Below are 20,610 nucleotides of genomic sequence, written 5' to 3' on the forward strand. Positions count from 1 at the left end.
TCTTCCCTCGTACGGTCCCTTGCGGCATCCTGCCGCCCATGAAGACGGAGCTGAGCCAGAAACTGGGGATCGAGCACGCCATCTTCGGCTTCACGCCCTTCCCCGCGGTCGCCGCCGCCCTCACCAGGGCCGGCGGGTTCGGCGTCCTCGGCGCGGTGCGCTACACCGCCTCCGACGACCTCGCACGCGATCTCGACTGGATGCAGGACCACACCGACGGGCTGCCCTACGGCCTCGACGTCGTCATGCCGGCGAAGAGGGTCGAGGGGGTGAGCGAGACCGATGTGGAGGCGATGATCCCCGAGGGGCACCGCGAGTTCGTCCGCGCGACCCTCGCCAAGCACGGTGTCCCCGAACTCGCCGAGGGCGAGGCCTCCGGGTGGCGTATCACCGGCTGGATGGAACAGGTCGCCCGCGGCCAGCTCGACGTCGCCTTCGACTACCCCATCAAGCTCCTCGCCAACGCGCTCGGCTCCCCACCCGCCGACGTCGTCGCCCGCGCCCACGACCACGACGTCCTCGTCGCGGCCCTCGCCGGAAGCGCCCGGCACGCCCGCCACCACGCCGAGGCCGGCCTCGACATCGTCGTCGCCCAGGGATATGAAGCCGGCGGCCACACCGGCGAGATCGCCTCCATGGTCCTCACCCCCGAGGTCGTCGACGCCGTCTCCCCGCTGCCCGTCCTCGCCGCGGGCGGCATCGGCAGCGGCGAACAGATCGCCGCCGGCCTCGCGCTCGGCGCCCAGGGCGTCTGGCTCGGCTCGATCTGGCTCACCACCACCGAGGCCGAACTGCACTCCCGCGCGCTGACCGCCAAACTCCTCGCCGCCGGCTCCGGCGACACCGTCCGCTCCCGCGCCCTCACCGGCAAACCCGCCCGCCAGCTGCGCACCCGGTGGACCGACGCCTGGGACGACCCGGACGGGCCCGGCACCCTCCCCATGCCCCTGCAGGGACTGCTCGTCGCCGAGGCCGTCTCCCGTATCCAGAAGTACGAGGTGGAGCCGCTGCTCGGCACTCCCGTCGGACAGATCGTCGGCCGGATGAACTCCGAGCGGAGCGTCCAGCAGGTCTTCGACGAACTCACCCGCGGCTTCGAGAAGGCCGTCGACCGCATCAACCGCATCGCCGGACGGAGCGCATCGTGAGCGAGCTCAACGGCTTCTGGTCCCAGGCCACCGCCGACCCGGCCCGTACGGTCCTGATCGCGCCCGACGGCGAGGAGTGGACCGCCGGGCGCCTCCACGCCGACGTCAACCGCCTGGTCCACGGGCTGCGCGCGGCCGGCCTGCGGCGGGGCGACGCCTTCGCCGTCGTCCTGCCCAACGGCGTCGAGTTCCTCACCGCCCACCTCGCCGCCTCCCAGGCCGGGTTCTACCTGGTCCCCGTCAACCACCACCTGATCGGACCGGAGATCGCCTGGATCGTCGCCGACTCCGGAGCCAAGGTCCTCATCGCGCACGAGCGCTTCGCCGCCGGCGCCAAGGCCGCCGCCGACGAGGCGGCCCTGCCGGCCACCCACCGCCACGCCGTCGGGACGATCGCCGGCTTCCGCCCGTATGCCGGACTCCTCGACGGGCGACCGGAGACGCCGCCCGAGGACCGCACCCTCGGCTGGGTCATGAACTACACCTCCGGCACCACGGGACGGCCGCGCGGCATCCGCCGTCCGCTGCCCGGCAAGCTCCCCGAGGAGACGTACCTCGGCGGGTTCCTCGGCATCTTCGGCATCCGGCCCTTCGACGGCAACGTCCACCTGGTCTGCTCGCCGCTCTACCACACGGCGGTGCTGCAGTTCGCCGCCGCCGCCCTCCACATCGGCCATCCGCTCGTCCTCATGGACAAGTGGACACCCGAGGAGATGCTGCGGCTCATCGACACGTACGACTGCACGCACACCCACATGGTCCCGACCCAGTTCCACCGCCTTCTCGCCCTCCCGGAGGAGGTGCGGAGCCGGTACGACGTCTCCTCGATGCGCCACGCCATCCACGGCGCCGCCCCCTGCCCCGACCACGTCAAACGGGCGATGATCGACTGGTGGGGCACCTGTGTGGAGGAGTACTACGCGGCGAGCGAGGGCGGCGGCGCCTTCGCCAGCGCCGAGGACTGGCTGAAGAAGCCGGGCACGGTCGGCAAGGCCTGGCCCATCAGCGAACTCGCCGTCTTCGACGACGCCGGGAACCGGCTTCCGCCCGGCGAACTCGGCACCGTCTACATGAAGATGAGCACCGGCGGCTTCTCGTACCACAAGGACGAGGCCAAGACGGCATCGAGCCGTATCGGCGACTTCTTCACCGTGGGCGACCTCGGTGTCCTGGACGAGGACGGCTATCTCTTCCTCCGTGACCGCAAGATCGACATGATCATCTCGGGCGGGGTCAACGTCTACCCCGCCGAGATCGAGGCCGCCCTCCTCGCCCACCCCGCCGTCGCCGACGCCGCCGCGTTCGGCATCCCGCACACGGACTGGGGCGAGGAGGTCAAGGCCGTCGTCGAACCGGCCGAGGGGCACGAGCCGGGCGAGACCCTCGCCGCCGATCTGCTGGCCCACTGCGAGCGGCACCTGGCCGGCTACAAACGCCCCAAGTCCGTCGACTTCATCGCCTCCATGCCCCGCGACCCCAATGGCAAGCTCTACAAGCGGCGGCTGCGCGAACCGTACTGGGAGGGACACGACAGCCTGCTCTAGACCGCTCGGGACCGCGCCGGACCCGGTCCGGTCCGGTCCGGGAGGAGCAACCGGCCGGCAGCCGGATGCGGCTTTTGTGGCAGTATGCTGATCATGAGTTCGAGCGCGGCGCGGCTGACACGGCAGTGGACGACGTGGGGACCGGTGGTGGCGGCCGTGGCCCTCGGGCTCGCGTGGGGGCGCGATCTGCCCGGATTCGCCGTCGTGCTCATCGCGCTCTGCCTGATCGCCGCCGTGCTCGCGGCCGTCCACCACGCCGAGGTCGTCGCCCACCGCGTCGGCGAACCCTTCGGTTCGCTCGTCCTCGCCGTCGCCGTCACGGTCATCGAGGTCGGCCTGATCGTCACCCTGATGGCGGGCGGTGGCGGCGACAAGACCTCCACCTACGCCCGTGACACGGTCTTCGCCGCCGTCATGATCACCTGCAACGGCATCGTCGGTCTCTCGCTGCTCGTCGCGGCCCTGCGCAACCGCGTCGCCTCCTTCAACGCCGAGGGATCGGGCGGCGCGCTCGCCACCGTCTGCACGCTCGCGACCATGACGCTGGTCCTGCCCTCGTTCACGACGAGCCATCCCGGACCCGAGTTCTCCAGCGCGCAGCTGGCCTTCGCCGCCGTCGCCTCCCTCTGTCTGTACGGGGTGTTCGTCACCGTCCAGACCTTCCGGCACCGCGACTACTTCCTGCCGGTCGCGACCGGGCACCGAGGGGTGCCGGAGGACGAGCACGCCGAACCGCCCACCGACCGGGAGACCTGGGCCGGCCTCGGCCTGCTCCTGCTCGCGCTGGTCGCCGTCGTCGGCAACGCCAAGCTCGTCTCGCCCACCATCGAGGACGGCGTTCAGTCGGCCGGTCTGCCCCAGGCCGTCGTCGGCGTCGTCATCGCCCTGATGGTGCTGCTTCCCGAGACGCTCGCCGCCGTCCGCGCGGCCCGCCGCGACCGGATGCAGACCAGCCTCAACCTCGCCTACGGCTCCGCGATCGCCAGCATCGGCCTGACGATTCCGGCGATCGCGCTCGCCTCGATCTGGCTGTCCGGGCCCCTGGTGCTTGGCCTGGGACCCGTGCACATGGTGCTGCTCGTGCTCACCGCCGTGGTGAGCGCGCTGACCGTGGTGCCCGGACGAGCCACTCTCCTGCAGGGCGGCGTCCACCTCTCGATCTTCGCCGCCTTCGTCTTCCTGTCTCTGAGCCCCTGATCAGCCCCTGACCCGCACCACCCTCAGCTGCGGCGACCTGAGGATGTCCTTCTCGCAGAACCGCGACGTCACCCAGCGCTCCTGCGCGTACAGCTCGGTCTGGTCACTGAAGTGCGGAGACCGAGCGTTGGACGACTGCGAGTACGTCAGCAGGGTGCGGGCCACCGGGCACCGGGACCCGTCCCAGCCGACCGCCTGGACATGGCTCGTACCGTGCGCCACCTCCGTGTAACCCCCGCCCGCCGCGTTCCACACGGGCTCCGTCTTGTTCCAGATGCCCAGCGCCTCGGTGCCACCGCTCACCGGGATGCGCCTGTCCCCGCGTACCACGAACTGGTGCGCGCCCAGCGGCGCGTCCAACGGGATGCCGGCCGTCCGCAGCTCCGCGACCGCGTCGGTCAGCGCCTTGGCGAACCCGGGCGACGAGGTGTCGAGCGTGTGCGGGGTGCGGACCGGGTCGGCCGCCGAGAACGGCACCTTCCACTGTTCGGCCGGGGGCACCGCGCCGGTGAACTTCCGCCAGAACCGGTCGAAGAGCAGCGCGCCCCTGCTGTCGGTGTTCACGGTCCGGTCCCAGGAGCCGATGACCCGGCAGGCCTCCGGGTCGTCCGGGAGGACCGGGCCGCACGCCCGTGCCGCGTCGGCGGCGGCCAGATCACCGGCCGGGGCCCGGTTGGCGAACTGCTGCTTCTGGAGGTCCGCCACGGTCAGCCGGCCCTCGGCGGCCATCGCCGCCACGTCCTCGATCCCGCCGCGGGTGCGCAGCGAGCGCGGGGTGCCGACCGTGCCGAAGACCCGCTCGTAGCCGGTCAGCGGTCGGTCCGCGTTGGTCAGCCACGCACTGTCGTTCGAGTTCTCCACGTACGGCGCGTTCCGCAGCACCGGCATCCGCGACGGGCCGAAGACGCCGGGCTGGATCGCGTCCGGGTCCGAGCCGAGGGCACAGTCGCCCCGCGAACCGTCGAGGACCGCCACGCCGGAGGCCGGATAGGTCGCCCTGCCCAGCGGGGTGGAGCAGCGCCGGGCCAGCTCGTCGGTGATCCGGGGCAGCACCTGCGACTGGGTGAACAGCGAGTTCCCCGAGGAGTCGGCGGCGATCGTGTTCGCCCACGGCAGGCCCTGGGTGCGCCGCAGCGTGTCCAGGACGTCCCGGGTCGAGCGCGCCCTGCCGAAGCCGAGCGCGGTGTCCGAGCCCCGCAGGTTGGCGGCGTTGGGGTCGTTGAGCGCGAAGGCCGTCGTCGAGGTCCACGGCAGCGGCAGTTGCGCGCCCAGGCCGCTGATCACGGGCCCGTACCGCGTCCAGTACTGGGTGCGCGTCACGGGCGCGCCGTCCTTGCCATGCCCTACGTCCGCGGTACTTGACCCGCCCCTCGGCGGCCACCGAGGATCCAGTCATGGAACGACTCCTGAGCCGCACCGTCGACGGCGTCCTGCGCATGAGCGCGCAGCGCGTCCCCGAGCGGATCGCCGTACGGTACGCGGACCGGTCCTGGACCTACGCGGAGCTGGACGCGGCCGTGACCACCGCCGCCGCCGTCCTGCGCGAGCGGTACGGACTCCAGGAGCGCGCCCGGGTCGCGACCTACGGCCACAACTCCGACGCCTGTCTGATCGCCTTCCTCGCCTGCTCCCGGGCGGACCTGATCCACGTCCCGGTCAACCACCACCTCACCGGTCAGGACCTGGAGTACATCCTGCGCCAGTCCGGCAGTTCGCTCGTGCTCGCCGATCCGGCCCTCATGGACCGTGTCCCCGCCGGCCCGGGCGTACGCCCCCTGCGGGACACCGGCGACTCGTTCCTCACGGCGCTCGCCGAGCAGGACACGTACGACACCGACCGTGACGCCCGCGAGTACGTCCAGCTGCTCTACACCTCGGGGACGACGGCCCTGCCCAAGGGCGCCCGGATGACCCACCGCGCCCTGGTCCACGAGTACGACAGCGCCATCGACGCCCTCGACCTGAGCGAGGACGACAGGCCGGTCCACTCGCTGCCGCTCTACCACTCCGCGCAGATGCACGTCTTCCTGCTGCCGTACCTCGCCGTCGGCGCCGAGAACACCATCGTCGACGGGCCCGATCCGGCCGTCCTCTTCGATCTCATCGAGGCGGGCCGCGCGGACAGCCTCTTCGCGCCGCCGACCGTGTGGATCGGACTGTCGAACCACCCCGAGTTCGCGAGCCGCGACCTGTCGGCCCTGCGCAAGGCGTACTACGGCGCCTCGATCATGCCCGTACCCGTCCTGGAGCGGCTACGCGACCGGCTGCCCGGCCTTCGGTTCTACAACTGCTTCGGGCAGTCCGAGATCGGACCCCTGGCCACCGTCCTCGGCCCCGACGAGCACGAGGGCCGGATGGACTCCTGCGGCCGGCCGGTCCGGCACGTCGAGGCCAAGGTCGTCGACGAGGAGGGCGAGGAGGTCCCGGACGGGACACCCGGCGAAGTCGTCTACCGCTCCCCGCAGTTGTGCGACGGCTACTGGGACAAGCCGCAGGAGACCAGGGAAGCCTTCCGGGGCGGCTGGTTCCGCTCGGGCGACCTCGCCGTACGCGACGCCGAGGGCTACTACACCGTCGTGGACCGCGTGAAGGACGTCATCAACTCCGGGGGAGTGCTGGTCGCCTCCCGCGAGGTCGAGGACGCCCTCTACACCCACCCGGACGTCGCCGAGGTCGCCGTCGTGGGCCTGCCCGACGAGCGCTGGATCGAGGCCGTCACCGCCGTCGTCGTCCCCCGCGAACCGGGCGCGGTCACCGAGGCCGAACTCCTCGGCCACGCACGGCAGAAGCTCGCCCCGTTCAAGGCACCGAAGAAGGTCCTCTTCGTCGACGAGCTGCCGCGGAACGCCAGCGGGAAGATCCTCAAGCGAGAACTGCGCGACCGCTTCGCTGCTTCATGACGCGGTGCCCCACCGGCCCGTCCCCCACCTACCCCCCGGCTGCCCGCTCTCTCCGGCGGGAGTCGTGCCGCCCGGCATGGCTCCCGCCTCACGGGTGTGTGCTCAGAGATCCTCGGTCAGGCAGAGGATGTTCCCCTCACTGTCCTTGAACCAGGCGCCCCGCATGGTCTCCGACTCGACGACGCCGTCGACCGTCTTGATGCCGGGCAGGTCGTACTCCTCGAACGTCACGCCCTTGGAGCGCAGTCGCGACATCTCCCCGTCCAGGTCGTCGACCTTCCAGCTCGCCAGGGTGTGCTCGGCCTTGCCGCCGTAGGGCGTCTCGTAGAGACCGATGGTCGTACCGCCACCGCTGTCGAGCCTGGTGTCCTCGGCCGACTCCTTCGTCAGGGGGAGTCCGAGGGTCTCGGTGTAGAAGCGCTTCGCGCGGGCCATGTCGGCGACCGGAACGATCGCGACTACGGGAGAGTCCGCCAGCATCTCCACCACCTCCTCCTTTCCTCCCTTCCAGGCTACGCGTCCCGCCCGGAGCGGGGGCTCAGAGATCGCCCCGCAGGTCCACGATCCGCTTGATCTTCCCGACCGAGCGTTCGAGGGTCTCGGGGTCGACCACCTCGACCCCGACCGAGACCCCGATCCCGTCCTTGCAGGCCGCCGCGATGGCCCGGGCCGCCTCGGCCCGCTGCTCGGGGGTCGCCCCCTGGCGCGCCTCGGCCCGTACCGTCAGGGCGTCCAGCCGCCCCTCACGGGTCAGCCGCAGCTGGAAGTGCGGAGCCACCCCGGGCGTCCGCAGCACGATCTCCTCGATCTGGGTGGGGAAGAGGTTGACCCCGCGCAGGATCACCATGTCATCGCTGCGGCCGGTCACCTTCTCCATCCGCCGGAACACCCGGGCCGAGCACGGCAGGAGCCGGGTGAGGTCCCGGGTCCGGTAGCGGATCACCGGCATGGCCTCCTTGGTGAGCGAGGTGAAGACCAGCTCGCCGCGCTCGCCGTCCGGCAGCACCTCACCCGTGAGCGGATCCACCACCTCGGGATAGAAGTGGTCCTCCCAGATGTGCAACCCGTCCTTGGTCTCCACGCACTCCTGGGCGACGCCGGGTCCCATCACCTCCGAGAGTCCGTAGATGTCGACGGCGTCGACGGCGAACCGCTCCTCGATCTCCCGGCGCATCGCCTCGGTCCACGGCTCGGCGCCGAAGACGCCGACCTTGAGCGAGGTGGACCGCGGATCCACTCCCTGGCGCTCGAACTCGTCGAGCAGCGTCAGCATGTACGAGGGCGTCACCATGATGATCTCGGGCCGGAAGTCCTGGATCAGCCGCACTTGACGTGCCGTCATACCCCCGGACGCCGGCACGACCGTGCATCCGAGCCGCTCAGCGCCGTAGTGCGCGCCGAGGCCGCCGGTGAAGAGACCGTAGCCGTAGGCCACATGGACCGTGTGTCCGGGCCTGGCGCCGGCCGCGCGGAGGGAGCGGGCGACCACGTCTGCCCAGGTGTCCAGGTCGCGTGCGGTGTAGCCGACGACGGTCGGCCGCCCGGTGGTGCCGCTGGAGGCGTGGATGCGCCGGACGTGCGACCGGTCGACGGCGAACATGCCGAAGGGGTAGTTCTCGCGCAGATCGGCCTTGGTGGTGAACGGGAACGCGGCGAGATCCGCGAGCGAGCGGCAGTCGTCGGGGGTGAGCCCCGCCGCGTCGAACGCCTTCCGGTAGAAGCCCACGTTCTCGTAGGCGTGGCGCAGCGTGGCCCGCAGCCGTTCCAGCTGGAGGCTCTCCAGCTCTGCCCGCCCGAGGCGCTCGCCCTCGTCCAGCAGCTCCGTCGTCATGCGCCCACCACTCCCGTCCCGCCGACCGTACGCGCGAAGGTAACCTACCGATCATTCGGTAGATCCTGTCGTCAGTAAATCCGCACCCACCCCGTTCTTGGCAAGAGGCCGGGGCCGGATTTCCGGTCCTCCGGACGGCGGAGGGCGCAGGGTGCTCGGGGGCATGGAGGACGGCCGCCGTGCAGCCGCCGGGGCACACGCTCGCCACCGGCTCGCGCCAGGCCATCCGGACCAACGAGACCACGATGTACGAGGACCTCTTCGAGCTCTTCGAGGAGTTCTCCCGGCTGCTGGAGCACCCGCGGCCGCTCCATCACCGGCTGTTCCGACGACGTGACCGGTCTGCGCTCCAAGACCGTCAGCCGGATCGACGAGCACTACACGTGCAACATTCATCGGCGCAGCGCCTACGTCCCCGTGCTCGCCGACAACAACCTCGCCGACTGGTCTGACCCTGCCGGCCGCGCGCGGAGAGCTCGGGCGCCGGACTCCTGGGGCTCCGCCACGCCCGACCCGCATGGACCGCCCGCCCCGCGTGTCGCCCGCCCCGCAAACCGTCGCTCACGCGATCGGGTGTGTTTGGCCGTCCCGGCGCGGATTCTCCGGGCGCGAGGGGAAGCGTGGAGAGAAACCGGAGGACGCAGGGACCTCCATGCCGGTCCGTCCCCGTCACCGGTGCCGTCACCTCCCACGCCCTCGCGAAAGCCGCCCATGACCACCACCGCAACCCCCGAGTCCCCCGACACCCCCGAGGTCCACTTCTGGGCCGTGCCCGACCTCACCGGTCTCGACTTCGACCCGCTGCTCGCCAAGCTGCTCCACGAGGACCCCGTCACCCGGATCCGCCTTCCGAACGGTGAGGGCCACGCCTGGCTGGTGACCCGCTACGAAGACGTCAAGTTCGTCTCCGTCGACCCCCGCTTCAGCCGGCAGGCCGTCTGGGGACGCCAGGTCACCCGCCTCGCCCCGCACTTCATCCCCATGGACGGAGCCGTCGGCTTCGCCGACCCGCCCGACCACACCCGCATGCGGCGCGTGGTGGCCCGGGCCTTCAGCGCCCGCGCCCTGCGCTCCCTGCGCGACCACGCGCAGGCCACCATGGACCACCTGCTCGACACCATGGCCGAACACGGCGCCCCCGCCGACCTGATGGCGATGGTCAACCGGCCCTTCCCGCTCGCCATGGTCAGCGAACTCATGGGCGTACCGGAGGACGACCAGCCGCTGATGGCCCGGTGGTCCGACACCATCATCTCCTCGGCGGCGGGCCGCGAGGCCAGCGAGCGCGCCAAGGCCGACATGGGGCAGTACTTCACCGACCTCATCGGCCGCAGCCACGGCACCGGGAAGGAGACCCTCGTCGCCGTCCTCGCCGACGCCGTCGACGACGGCACCCTGGAGGAGCACGAGGCCGTGGGCCTGGCCGTCCTCATCCAGATCGGCGGCGGGCACGCCGTGCGGAACAACAGCGCCAACATGGTCTACGCGCTCCTCACCCACCCCGAGCACCTCGCCCGGCTCCGCGCCGAACCGGAGCTGCTGCCGCAGGCGGTCGACGAACTGCTCCGCTACATCCCGCACCGCAACGCGGTGGGCCTGTCGCGGATCGCCCTGGAGGACGTCGAGGTCGGCGGCGTCCTCATCCCCGCCGGCGACCCGGTCTACGTCTCGTACCTGACCGCCAACCGCGACCCGGACGTCTTCCCCGACCCCGAGCGGCTCGACTTCGACCGCGGCTACAACCCGCACGTCGCCTTCGGCCACGGACCGCACTACTGTCCCGGCTCCGCCCTGGCCCGCATCGAGTCGGAGATCCTCCTCGACTCCCTGTGGAAGCGGTTCCCCGGGCTGCGGCTCGCCGTGCCCGAGGAGGAGATCCAGTGGCAGCGCGGCGCCCTCATCAGAGGCCCCGAGACCCTCCCCGTCGCCTGGTGAGAGGAGAGAAACCGGTGAGAGGACAAAGAGCGCGATGACGACGATCCGGCCCGCGGACGGCCTCGTCGTGCCGCCCGGCCACGGCAGGACCCTCACGACCGCCGCCCAGCGGGTGACGTTCAAGGTCACCGGCGAACACACACCGACCGCCTCCACCTTCGAGGTCGAGGTCCCGCCCGGCTTCGACGTGGGCGCCCACACCCACGGCCACAGCGAGGAACTGTTCTACCTCCTCGAAGGCGAGCTGGACGTCCTCGCCTTCGAACCGCTCGTCCGCACCCCCGACCGGTGGCGGGACTGGGAGTCCGCCTCCGGCGAGCGTGTCGTACGGGCGACACCCGGCACCCTGATCCTCGTACCACCGGGCTGCCCCCACGCGTTCGCCAACCCGACCGGGGAGCCCGCCCGGATGCTCTTCCAGGCGTCTCCGCCGCCGGACCACGAGCGGTACTTCGAGGAGCTGATGGAGATCCTCGGCTCGGGGGGAGAGGTCGACCACGCGGCCGTCGAGGCGCTCCGGCGCCGCTACGACATCGAACAGCTCACCCCGCTGCGGCACTCCCCGGAGCGGGTGTAGGCACCTCGTGAAATGCGTTTGCCGTGCCGTGACGGGTGGTGGTGGAGTGCCCGCATGGATCACACCGCGACACTCGCCCTGTTCGACCGCCAGATGCGGTGCGAAGCCCGCTCCGAGGGGCCCGGCAGCCGCGTCGAGCACACCGGTCCCGTCGTACGCCTGACGGGGCCGGCCCACGCCTGGAACGGCATCCTCTGGTCCGGACTCGACGAGGCCGGCGCCGACGCGGTCATCGCCGAGCAGATCCGTCACTTCACCGCACACGGCCGCGCCTTCGAGTGGAAGGTGTACGGACACGACCGCCCGGCCGATCTCCCGCAGCGGCTTCTCGCGGCCGGGTTCGCCGCCGAGGAGCAGGAGACCCTGATGGTCGCCGACGCGGCCGCGCTGCCCACCGCCGTCGAACTGCCCGACGGCGTCGAACTGGTCCCCGTCACCGACGCCGCCGGGGTGCGGCTGGTGACCGAGGTCCACGACCGGGCCTTCGGCGGCGACAGCTCCCACATCGGCCGTCAGCTCCTCGACCGACTGGCGAACACGCCGGACACCGTCGCCGCGGTGCTCGCGATGGCGGGCGACGAGCCGGTGAGCGCGGCGCGCCTCGAGCTGTACCCCGGCACGGACTTCGCCGGACTCTGGGGCGGGGGCACGGTCGAGCCGTGGCGGGGCAAGGGCCTCTACCGCGCCCTGGTCGCCTTCCGGACCCGGATCGCGGTCGAGCGCGGCCACCGCTTCGTCCAGGTCGACGCGGCCGACACCAGCCGCCCGATCCTCGCCCGCCTCGGCTTCGCGGCCCTCACCACGACGACGCCGTACGTGTACGCCCCCGAGGGCCTGTGAGGCTCAGGAGAAGTAGGACTCCAGCGTGCCGCGACGCCGGACGTCGAGCGTCGCGCAGTGGAACGAGCCGCCGAACGGCGCGTAATGCAGAAGGTCGCACGGAATCGGCTCGAACCCCCATGACTCGAGCGCGCGCAGCATGGTGGTGTGGTGCCGCTCGGCGATCACCCGCTGGCCGTCGATCACGAGCACGTTCATGTTGAGCCATCTGCCGCACATCGAGGTGAGCTTGAGCAGGGGCCCCTTGAGCGGGTCCGGTTCGGGGGCGATCAGCACGTCCCACGACTTCAGGATGTCGGGCAGTCGGTCGACGTCGACGTATTCCGGGTTGACGAGCACTTTGCCGGGCGCGAGCGGAAGGAACGTCGTGTCGATGTGCATGGGCGCGCGGCATCGGCTCTCGATCTCGTGGACGCGGTACTCGGGTCCGAGATGGCGACGCATCCACTCGATGCCCGAGCGGTTGGTGACATTGCTCCTGGTGACGAAGATGTCCCGCCCCGCGCGCACGAAATCCGCCGCGTCGAACACCGGCTCGAATTCGGTGAGGATGTAGCGCATCGGCTCGTCGGCCCGGGGGATGGAGAAACGCGCCTCGAACAGGGCGTCGGAGAGCTGAGGCCTCGGCGCCGCCGTCCAGCGCGCGCCGCGCCGGAAGTAATCCTTGAGGATCGGCCGATAGGAGTGGGTCTCGAAATACCGGCACGGCCACGCCATCGGGGTCTCGATGATCTCGTCGCCGATCACCAGCAGGCTGTCACGGGGACAGGCGTTCCCGAAGCCGCGTGACTTCCAGCCGGGGGTGCTGAAACGCCGCCGGTGGTCGACGGCCTCCGGCCGCCGGACCGTGACGCCGAGCGACCCAAGGAGCGTGATGAACTGATCGAGCTCCCGCTGGGCCGGCTCGATCAGCATCCGCGGAAACCGGAACCCGGCGGCGAGCCCCTGGAACCGTGCCGCCCACCGCGGGATGTTGCAGGACACCACCGGATGTCTGAAGGGGATCGTCGCGCCGTCGAGACGTCCGACGATGATCTCCTCCAGTGGGTCCCACTCGTTGTGCGAACCGACCGGCGAGACGAGAGGTTCCACGGCGCCGTCCTTCGCGGAAGGAGGTGACTCATGACGTTGCCCACGTTACCCAAAGTGGCGGCTTCGGTCCGGTCGGCCCGACATCCACGAGATCCACTCCGGCGACGCGGGCGGCATGGGATGGTGGTCGCGTGACGTTGGAAGACCTCGTCCGGCTGCGCCGGGCCCGTGACCTGATGGACCGCGAGTACGCCGAGCCGTTCGACGTGCCGGCGCTTGCGCGCGTCGCCCTCATGTCGGCGGGCCACTTCTCCCGGAGCTTCCGCGCCGCCTTCGGCGAGACGCCGTACAGCTATCTGATGACGCGCCGGATCGAGCGCGCCAAGGCGCTGCTTCGACGGGGCGACATGACGGTCACCGAGGTCTGCTTCGCGGTCGGCTGTACGTCACTGGGATCGTTCAGCTCGCGGTTCACCGAGCTGGTCGGCGAGAGCCCGAGCGCCTACCGGGCCCGCGACCATGAGGCGGGCGCCGGCATCCCCGCCTGCGTCGCCAAGATCCACACCCGACCGGTCAGGAATGGAGAAGCGAAACCCTCCCCCCGACCGTAGCGTCGTACGCATGGACATCACGCTCTCGCAATGCTTCATCGCCGTCGACGACCACGACAAGGCGCTCCCCTTCTACCGGGACGTCCTCGGCCTGGAGGTGCGCAACGACGTCGGGTTCGAGGGCATGCGCTGGGTGACCGTCGGATCGCCGTCGCAGCCCGACGTGGAGATCGTGCTGGAGCCGCCCCTCGCCGACCCGAACGCCTCGCCCGCCGACAAGGAGGCCATGGCGGAACTCCTGGCGAAGGGTCTGCTGCGCGGGGTCATCTTCCGCACCGACGACGTCGACGCCACATTCGAACGCATCCGCGCCGCGGGCGCCGAGGTGCTGCAGGAGCCCATGGACCAGCCGTACGGCGTCCGCGACTGCGCCTTCCGCGATCCGGCCGGCAACATGCTGCGCTTCACCCGACCCCGCGGGCACTGAGTTCCGGTCCCGCGCACGGGACGCCCCATCGCACAGACACCACAGGCACAGACGCCACAGAGGGAGAGACATGAGCAGGGCCACGAGGACCGATACACGGTCGTCCGCGCCGCACGTCGCCGACCGCCACGATCTGATCCGCGTGGTCGGCGCCCGCGAGAACAATCTCAAGGACGTCAGCATCGAGATACCCAAGCGCAGGCTGACGGTGTTCACCGGCGTCTCCGGCTCGGGCAAGAGCTCGCTGGTGTTCGACACGATCGCCGCGGAGTCGCAACGGCTGATCAACGAGACGTACAGCGCCTTCGTACAGGGCTTCATGCCGACACTGGCGCGGCCCGAGGTCGACGTGCTCGACGGGCTGACGACGGTCATCAGCGTCGACCAGAGCCGGATGGGCGCCGATCCGCGCTCCACGGTCGGGACCGCCACCGACGCCCACGCGATGCTGCGCATCCTCTTCAGCCGGCTCGCCAAGCCGCACATCGGCCCGCCCAGCGCGTACTCCTTCAACACCGCCTCTGTCCGGGCCAGCGGCGCGATCACCGTCGAGCGCGGCGACAAGACCAAGGCCCAGAAGGCGACCTTCCAGCGGACCGGCGGTATGTGCACGCGCTGCGAGGGCCGGGGCTCGGTCTCCGACATCGACCTCACCCAGCTCTACGACGACTCCAAGTCGCTCGCCGAGGGCGCGTTCACCATCCCCGGCTGGAAGTCGGACAGCCAGTGGACCGTGCAGATCTACGCCCAGTCCGGCTTCGTCGACCCGGACAAGCCGATCCGGCGGTACACCAAGAAGGAGATGCAGGCCTTCCTCTACGGGGAGCCGGTCAAGGTCAAGGTCAACGGCATCAACCTCACCTACGAGGGTCTGATCCCGAAGCTCCAGAAATCGTTCCTGTCCAAGGACAAGGAGGCGCTGCAGCCGCACATCCGAGCCTTCGTGGAGCGGGCGGTCACCTTCACCACCTGTCCCGAGTGCGACGGCACCCGCCTCAGCGAGGGAGCCAGGTCCTCGAAGATCAGGCGGAAGAGCATCGCCGACGTCTGCGCGATGGAAATCAGGGACCTGGCCGAGTGGGTGCGCGACATCGAGGAGCCGTCGGTGGCTCCGCTGCTCGCCACGCTGCAGCAGACCCTGGACTCGTTCGTGGAGATCGGCCTCGGCTATCTCGCCCTCGACCGGCCGGCCGGCACGCTGTCGGGCGGCGAGGCGCAGCGCGTCAAGATGATCCGCCATCTCGGCTCCTCGCTCACCGACGTCACCTACGTCTTCGACGAGCCCACCGCGGGCCTGCACCCCCACGACATCCAGCGCATGAACGAGCTGCTGCTGCGCCTCCGGGACAAGGGCAACACGGTGCTCGTCGTGGAGCACAAGCCGGAGATGATCGCGATCGCCGACCACGTCGTGGACCTCGGTCCCGGCGCGGGCCAGGCGGGCGGCGCCGTCTGCTTCGAGGGCACCCTGGAGGCGCTGCGCGCCTCCGGCACGATCACCGGCCGCCACCTCGACGACCGGGCCGCGGTCAAGGAGACCGTACGGCAGTCCACGGGCGCGCTGGAGATCCGGGGCGCGACGGCGAACAACCTGCGGAAGGTCGACGTCGACATCCCGCTCGGGGTGCTCACCGTCATCACCGGTGTCGCCGGTTCCGGCAAGAGCTCGCTCGTGCACGGGTCGGTCCCCGCCGACGCCGGGGTGATCTCGGTCGACCAGAGCCCGATCAAGGGCTCACGGCGCAGCAACCCGGCGACGTACACCGGACTGCTCGACCCGATCCGCAAGGCGTTCGCCAAGGTCAACGGCGTGAAGCCGGCGCTGTTCAGTGCCAACTCCGAAGGCGCCTGCCCCACGTGCAACGGCGCGGGTGTCATCTACACCGACCTCGGGATGATGGCCGGTGTCTCCACGACCTGCGAGGACTGCGACGGCAAGCGGTTCGACGCGTCGGTGCTCGAATACCACCTCGGCGGCCGGGACATCAGCGAGGTGCTCGCGATGCCGGTGAGCGAGGCCGAGAAGTTCTTCGGCTCCGGCGAGGCGCACACCCCCGCCGCCCACAAGATCCTCGAGCGGCTCGTCGACGTCGGGCTCGGCTACCTCACCATCGGCCAGCCGCTGACCACGCTGTCCGGCGGTGAGCGGCAGCGCCTGAAACTGGCGACACACATGGGCGACAAGGGCGGTGTCTACGTCCTCGACGAGCCGACCACCGGTCTGCACCTCGCCGACGTCGAGCAGCTGCTCGGTCTGCTCGACCGGCTCGTCGACTCCGGCAAGTCGGTCATCGTCGTCGAGCACCACCAGGCGGTCATGGCACACGCCGACTGGATCATCGACCTCGGCCCCGGCGCCGGCCACGACGGCGGCAGGGTCGTCTTCGAGGGCACGCCCGCCGACCTCGTGGCCGCCCGCTCCACCCTCACCGGTGAGCACCTCGCGGCCTACGTCGGCGACACTCCCTAGCGAGCGGACACCTTCCGGGGCGTCCAATGGGGCGGTCGCTCGAAGCCCTCGGGCAGGCGGGTGGCCGCGTCGCCGCGGGCCGCGTTCAGCTGGGGCTGGGTGAGGAACAGGGCGCCGGTCAGGTCCGCGCCGGAGAGATCGGCGTCGCGGAGGTCGGCGCCGATCAGGTCGGTCAGGGTCAGATCCGCGCCCGAGAGGTCCGCGGCGATGAGCAGCGCCCCGCGCAGGTCGGCGCCCCGCAGCTTCGCCCCGCGCAGCCGGGCGCCGATCAGATCGGCGCCCCGCCGGCTCTGCGTCCTGCCGCCCGCCGTCGCCCGTACCAAGGCGCTGGTCTTCAGCAGGAGCGGATTGACCTCCGCCCGGACGGCGGCCACGTCCAGCTTCTCCAGCGCGTCCGCCGTGCCCTCGGTGAGCTCCTCCACCCCGGCCAGCGCGCGCCGCAGCTCGCCGTGGAGCGAGCGGGTCGCGGGCAGTGCGAGCGCTTCGGTGAGATAGCGCAGCAGCTCGTGGAGCTGGCGCATCACCGGGAACACCTCGTACATCTGGCGGGAGGTCTCCGGGGCCTCGCGCCAGGAGACCCCGCCGAAGGTGACCTGCGAGACCTTCTGGCCCGCGCCGAAGCAGTCGTACACCGTGCAGCCGGAGAAGCCGCTCGGCCGCAGCCTCGTGTGGATCGAGCAGCGGAAGTCCTCCGCGAGGTTCCGGCACGGCTCACCGGACGACTTGTTCACGGCGAAGTCCGCCGACCTGGCGAAGGGAAGCGCCACGCAGCAGAGCCCGAAGCAGTTCGCGCAGTCGCCTCGGAGGGTCTCGGAGGACATGGTGGTGCGGTTCCTTCGCCGGTAGGGGGTGGACACACCACCGTATCGCGCCGTCGGCGAACACGGTTGCGAAGATCGTCGGTGGGCGAGCAGGATCGACGCCATGCCGCACTTCGCCACGTACGACGGAACCCAACTCGCCTACCACACAAGGGGAGAGGGGGAGCCCCTGGTCTGCCTGCCCGGCGGGCCGATGCGCGACTCCGTGTACCTGGGCGACCTCGGCGGACTCACCGCCCACCGGACGCTGATCGTGCTCGACCCGCGCGGCGTCGGCGCCAGTGGGACTCCCGCCGATCGGGGCACGTACCGCTGCGACCGGCAGGCGGCCGATGTCGAGGCGCTCCGCGTCCACCTCGGTCTGGAGCGGATGGACCTGCTGGCGCACTCCGGCGCGGGGAACCTCGCGACCCTCTACGCGGCGGCGCACCCCGAGCGGTTGCGCTCCCTGGTCCTGGTCACGTCCGGCCTGCGGGCCGTCGGTGTGGAGACCACCGACGAGGAGTGGGACAAGGCCGTCGAGGTCTTCGCGGATCAGCCCTGGTACGCCGCTTCCCGGGCCGCCCTGGCGACGATCGGTCCCGACACGCCGCTGCCCACGCTCCTGGAGATCATCGGCCCCTTCGGTTACGGGCACTGGGACGAGACCGCACAGGAGCACGCCGCCGCGGCCGCCGGGCAGCTCAACGCGGAGGCGATGGCCGCCTATCACGGGCCCGGCGCCTACGATCCCGAGGCGACCCGGGCCGCGCTCAGCGCGCTCACCGCGCCCGTCCTCGTCCTCGCCGGGGAGTACGACGCTGGCCCGACCCCGGCGAAGGCGGCCGAGCAGGCGGCGTACTTCCCCCACGCCGAGCTGGTGGTGCAGCCACGCGCGGGACACTTCCCCTGGGTGGACGACCCCGGCGCCTTCGTCCGTCCGATCGCCGCCTTCCTCGACCCGGAGGTCCGCACGGTCACGGTCGACGGGGTCCGCCTCGCGTACCGGGTGTGGGGCGTGGAGGGCGCCCGGCCCGTCGTCCTGGTCCACGGCCGGGGCGGGAGCAGCGCCGACTGGACACGTGTCGCCGAGGAACTGGCCACCGACAGGCGGGTGTACGCCGTCGATCTGCGCGGCCACGGGCTGAGCGACCGCCCCGGCCACTACGGCTTCGACGTGTTCCGTGACGAACTGCGCGGTTTCCTCATGGCGCTCGGGCTGAGCGGCGCCACCGTCGTCGGTCACTCCATGGGCGGTGCGGCGGCCTGTCTGCTGGCCCAGCGGGAGCCGGACCTGATCGGGCGGCTCGTCCTGGAGGACTCCCCGGTCTTCTTCCCGCTCGACCCGCCGCGCCCCCTCGCCGCCCGCCCGGAGGGCCCGCCGGCATTCGACTGGGAGGTGGTCCTGGCGACCGACGCCCAGCTGAACGAGCCCGACCCGGCCTGGCGCGAGGAGCTTTCCGCCGTCACCGCCCCCACCCTGGTCCTCGGCGGCGGTGAGCGGAGCCACCTTCCGCAGGAGCAGCTCGTGTGGTTGGCAGGGAAAATCCCCGGCGCCCGGCACGTCACGATCGAGGCCGGCCACCTGATCCACGCCTCCGCGCCGGACGAATACCTCGCCGCACTGCGGGAGTTCGGCGTCTAGAGCGTCTAGAGCGTCTAGAGCGCCCGGGTGGCGGTGTCCTCGGCCGCCGCCACCGAGCGTGCCCAACGGTAGTCCGCCTTACCGCTCGGGGATCGCTGGATGCGCTCGGTGAGCACCAGCTGGCGGGGGACCTTGTAGCCGGCCAGACGGCTGCGGCAGTGTGCCTGCACCGACTGAAGGTCCAAAGCCGGGGCGCCCACGCGAAGCTGGACGACGGCCGCCACATGGTTGCCCCACCTCGCGTCCGGCACACCGGCCACCAGGGCGTCGTACACGTCCGGATGGGACTTGAGCGCCTGCTCGACCTCCTCCGGATACACCTTCTCCCCGCCGGTGTTGATGCACTGCGAGCCACGGCCGAGGACGGTCACGATGCCGTCCTCGTCGACCGTCGCCATGTCGCCGAGCAGCACCCACCGCTCGCCGCCCTTCTGGAAGAAGGTCTCGGCCGTCTTGGCCGGGTCGTTGTAGTAGCCGAGCGGGACGTGGCCCCGCTGGGCCAGCCGCCCCGGCGCCCCCACCGGAACCGGCTCGTGGCTGACCGGGTCCACCACCTGCGTACGCTCGTTGACCTCCAGGCGGAAGCCCTTCTCCGGGCCCGAGTCGTCCGTCGCCTTCCCGTTGGATCCGGACTCCGAGGACCCGAAGTTGTTCAGGAGCAGCACGTTCGGGACCAGCGCCTGGAACTGCGCCCGCACGGTCTCCGACATGATCGCCCCGGACGAGGAGACGCTGAACAGCGACGACAGGTCCGTGCCCTTGAGCGGGCCGTGGAGAGCGTCGACGAGCGGCCGGAGCATCGCGTCACCCACCAGCGACACGCTCGACACCTTCTCCTTCTCGATCGTGCGCAGCACCTCATCGGGCACGTACTTGCGGTGGATGACCACCCGCTGGCCGTAGTTGAAGGCGATGAACGAGGTCAGCGTCGAGGTGCCGTGCATCAGCGGGGGAGCGGGGAAGAAGGTGAGCCCGGCGCCGCGCGCGGCGACCCGCTCGGCCAGCTCCTCGGGGCGCTTCACCGGTTCGCCCGCCGGCTCGCCGCCGAAGAGTCCCGCGAAGAACAGGTCCTCCTGGCGCCACATGACGCCCTTCGGCATGCCGGTCGTACCACCGGTATAGATGATGAACAGGTCGTCGGCGGAGCGTTCGGGGAAGCCGCGCGCGGGCGAACCCGCTGCCGCGGCGGCCTCGAACTCCAGGCAGTCGAGCGCGGGCGCTCCCTCGTGCGGGGCCCCCACCCGCACGAGGTGCCGCAGCTTCTCCGTCTGCCGCAATGCGGCCGCGACCCGTCCGGTGAACTCGGCGTCGAAGACGAGCGCGGCGAGATCGGCGTCCTTGTAGAGGTAGGCCAGTTCCTCCTCCACATAGCGGTAGTTCACGTTGACGGGCACGATCCGCGCCTTGAGGCAGGCCAGGACGGTCTGCAGGTACTCGACCCCGTTGTAGAGGTGCAGCCCCAGGTGCTCGCCCGGCAGGATGCCGGCGTCGATCAGATGGTGGGCGACGCGATTGGCGGCGGCGTCGAGCTCCGCGTAGGTGAGCCGGCGCTCCGTCCCCGTGCCGGGGTGGTCGACGTACACGAGCGCCTCGCGCTCCGGGACCACGTCGACGACCGACTCGAACAGGTCGGCAAGGTTGTACTCCACCGTT

At 71.0% G+C, this 20,610-nt stretch carries 16 protein-coding genes and 1 pseudogene; 11 read left to right on the forward strand and 6 right to left on the reverse strand.

Annotation, left to right across the window (positions count from 1 at the left end; translation table 11 throughout):
- Positions 1–38: 38 nt before the first annotated feature.
- From IE136_RS12170 to IE136_RS12180, 3 genes are all read left to right on the forward strand, one after another.
- Positions 39–1,148 (forward strand): NAD(P)H-dependent flavin oxidoreductase, encoded by a 1,110-nt coding sequence (locus IE136_RS12170; RefSeq protein WP_158984311.1) that lies wholly within the window; start codon positions 39–41, stop codon positions 1,146–1,148.
- On the forward strand, positions 1,145–2,692 hold the full coding sequence (locus tag IE136_RS12175) for an acyl-CoA synthetase (RefSeq protein WP_373309052.1): 1,548 nt from the start codon (positions 1,145–1,147) through the stop codon (positions 2,690–2,692). The genes IE136_RS12170 and IE136_RS12175 overlap by 4 nt, the downstream gene beginning before the upstream one ends.
- A gap of 93 nt (positions 2,693–2,785) precedes the next feature.
- Positions 2,786–3,889: a calcium:cation antiporter gene (locus tag IE136_RS12180; RefSeq protein WP_158984309.1), complete on the forward strand. Its 1,104-nt coding sequence runs from the start codon at positions 2,786–2,788 to the stop codon at positions 3,887–3,889.
- Here IE136_RS12180 and IE136_RS12185 read toward each other — a convergent pair.
- Positions 3,890–5,224 (reverse strand): annotated as a pseudogene (locus IE136_RS12185) (penicillin acylase family protein); the annotation flags it as partial.
- 59 nt (positions 5,225–5,283) lie between these two features.
- Here IE136_RS12185 and IE136_RS12190 point away from each other — a divergent pair.
- Complete coding sequence (locus tag IE136_RS12190) at positions 5,284–6,789, forward strand: fatty acyl-CoA synthetase (RefSeq protein ID WP_189600320.1); 1,506 nt, start codon at positions 5,284–5,286, stop codon at positions 6,787–6,789.
- Positions 6,790–6,891: 102 nt separating this feature from the next.
- Here the strand turns inward: IE136_RS12190 and IE136_RS12195 are convergent, their stop codons facing one another.
- Both IE136_RS12195 and paaK read right to left on the reverse strand, forming a co-directional pair.
- Complete coding sequence (locus IE136_RS12195) at positions 6,892–7,269, reverse strand: VOC family protein (protein ID WP_189600414.1); 378 nt, start codon at positions 7,267–7,269, stop codon at positions 6,892–6,894.
- Positions 7,270–7,327: 58 nt separating this feature from the next.
- Entirely contained in the window at positions 7,328–8,620 is a 1,293-nt protein-coding gene (paaK, locus tag IE136_RS12200; RefSeq protein WP_189600321.1) for a phenylacetate--CoA ligase PaaK, read from the reverse strand.
- Between the two features lie 711 nt (positions 8,621–9,331).
- Between paaK and IE136_RS12205 the strand changes: the two genes are divergently transcribed.
- The 3 genes from IE136_RS12205 to IE136_RS12215 are packed head-to-tail and all read left to right on the forward strand — an operon-like array spanning position 9,332 to position 11,972.
- Positions 9,332–10,555, forward strand: coding sequence for a cytochrome P450 (locus IE136_RS12205; protein WP_158993913.1), 1,224 nt, complete (start codon positions 9,332–9,334; stop codon positions 10,553–10,555).
- Positions 10,556–10,589: 34 nt separating this feature from the next.
- Positions 10,590–11,132: a cupin domain-containing protein gene (locus IE136_RS12210; RefSeq protein ID WP_158984303.1), complete on the forward strand. Its 543-nt coding sequence runs from the start codon at positions 10,590–10,592 to the stop codon at positions 11,130–11,132.
- A 54-nt stretch (positions 11,133–11,186) separates the two neighbouring features.
- Positions 11,187–11,972: a GNAT family N-acetyltransferase gene (locus IE136_RS12215; RefSeq protein ID WP_189600322.1), complete on the forward strand. Its 786-nt coding sequence runs from the start codon at positions 11,187–11,189 to the stop codon at positions 11,970–11,972.
- A 3-nt stretch (positions 11,973–11,975) separates the two neighbouring features.
- Here IE136_RS12215 and IE136_RS12220 read toward each other — a convergent pair whose 3' ends face one another.
- A complete protein-coding gene (locus IE136_RS12220) occupies positions 11,976–13,064 on the reverse strand; it encodes an amidinotransferase (protein WP_189600323.1) in 1,089 nt (362 codons plus the stop codon).
- A 131-nt stretch (positions 13,065–13,195) separates the two neighbouring features.
- Here IE136_RS12220 and IE136_RS12225 point away from each other — a divergent pair, with 131 nt between their 5' ends.
- The 3 genes from IE136_RS12225 to IE136_RS12235 all read left to right on the forward strand — a co-directional run bounded on the left by IE136_RS12225 (position 13,196) and on the right by IE136_RS12235 (position 16,512).
- On the forward strand, positions 13,196–13,615 hold the full coding sequence (locus tag IE136_RS12225) for a helix-turn-helix domain-containing protein (protein WP_189600324.1): 420 nt from the start codon (positions 13,196–13,198) through the stop codon (positions 13,613–13,615).
- Between the two features lie 10 nt (positions 13,616–13,625).
- Positions 13,626–14,042 carry a VOC family protein gene (locus tag IE136_RS12230; RefSeq protein WP_158993911.1) on the forward strand — a complete coding sequence of 139 codons (417 nt, stop codon included), beginning with the start codon at positions 13,626–13,628 and terminating at the stop codon, positions 14,040–14,042.
- A gap of 70 nt (positions 14,043–14,112) precedes the next feature.
- A complete protein-coding gene (locus IE136_RS12235) occupies positions 14,113–16,512 on the forward strand; it encodes an ATP-binding cassette domain-containing protein (protein ID WP_189600325.1) in 2,400 nt (799 codons plus the stop codon).
- Here IE136_RS12235 and IE136_RS12240 read toward each other — a convergent pair.
- On the reverse strand, positions 16,509–17,333 hold the full coding sequence (locus IE136_RS12240) for a pentapeptide repeat-containing protein (RefSeq protein ID WP_158984295.1): 825 nt from the start codon (positions 17,331–17,333) through the stop codon (positions 16,509–16,511). The two genes, IE136_RS12235 and IE136_RS12240, sit on opposite strands and share 4 nt — an antisense overlap.
- Before the next feature lie 103 nt (positions 17,334–17,436).
- Between IE136_RS12240 and IE136_RS12245 the strand changes: the two genes are divergently transcribed.
- The gene (locus IE136_RS12245; protein WP_158984293.1) at positions 17,437–18,957 is read left to right on the forward strand and encodes an alpha/beta fold hydrolase; all 1,521 of its coding nucleotides are present in this window, start codon (positions 17,437–17,439) and stop codon (positions 18,955–18,957) included.
- A gap of 14 nt (positions 18,958–18,971) precedes the next feature.
- Here IE136_RS12245 and IE136_RS12250 read toward each other — a convergent pair whose 3' ends face one another.
- The gene (locus IE136_RS12250) at positions 18,972–20,606 is read right to left on the reverse strand and encodes an acyl-CoA synthetase (RefSeq protein ID WP_189600326.1); all 1,635 of its coding nucleotides are present in this window, start codon (positions 20,604–20,606) and stop codon (positions 18,972–18,974) included.
- Positions 20,607–20,610 lie beyond the last annotated feature (4 nt).

Origin of the sequence: Streptomyces lateritius, assembly GCF_014649715.1 — a bacterium.
GTDB classification, from domain to species: domain Bacteria; phylum Actinomycetota; class Actinomycetes; order Streptomycetales; family Streptomycetaceae; genus Streptomyces; species Streptomyces lateritius.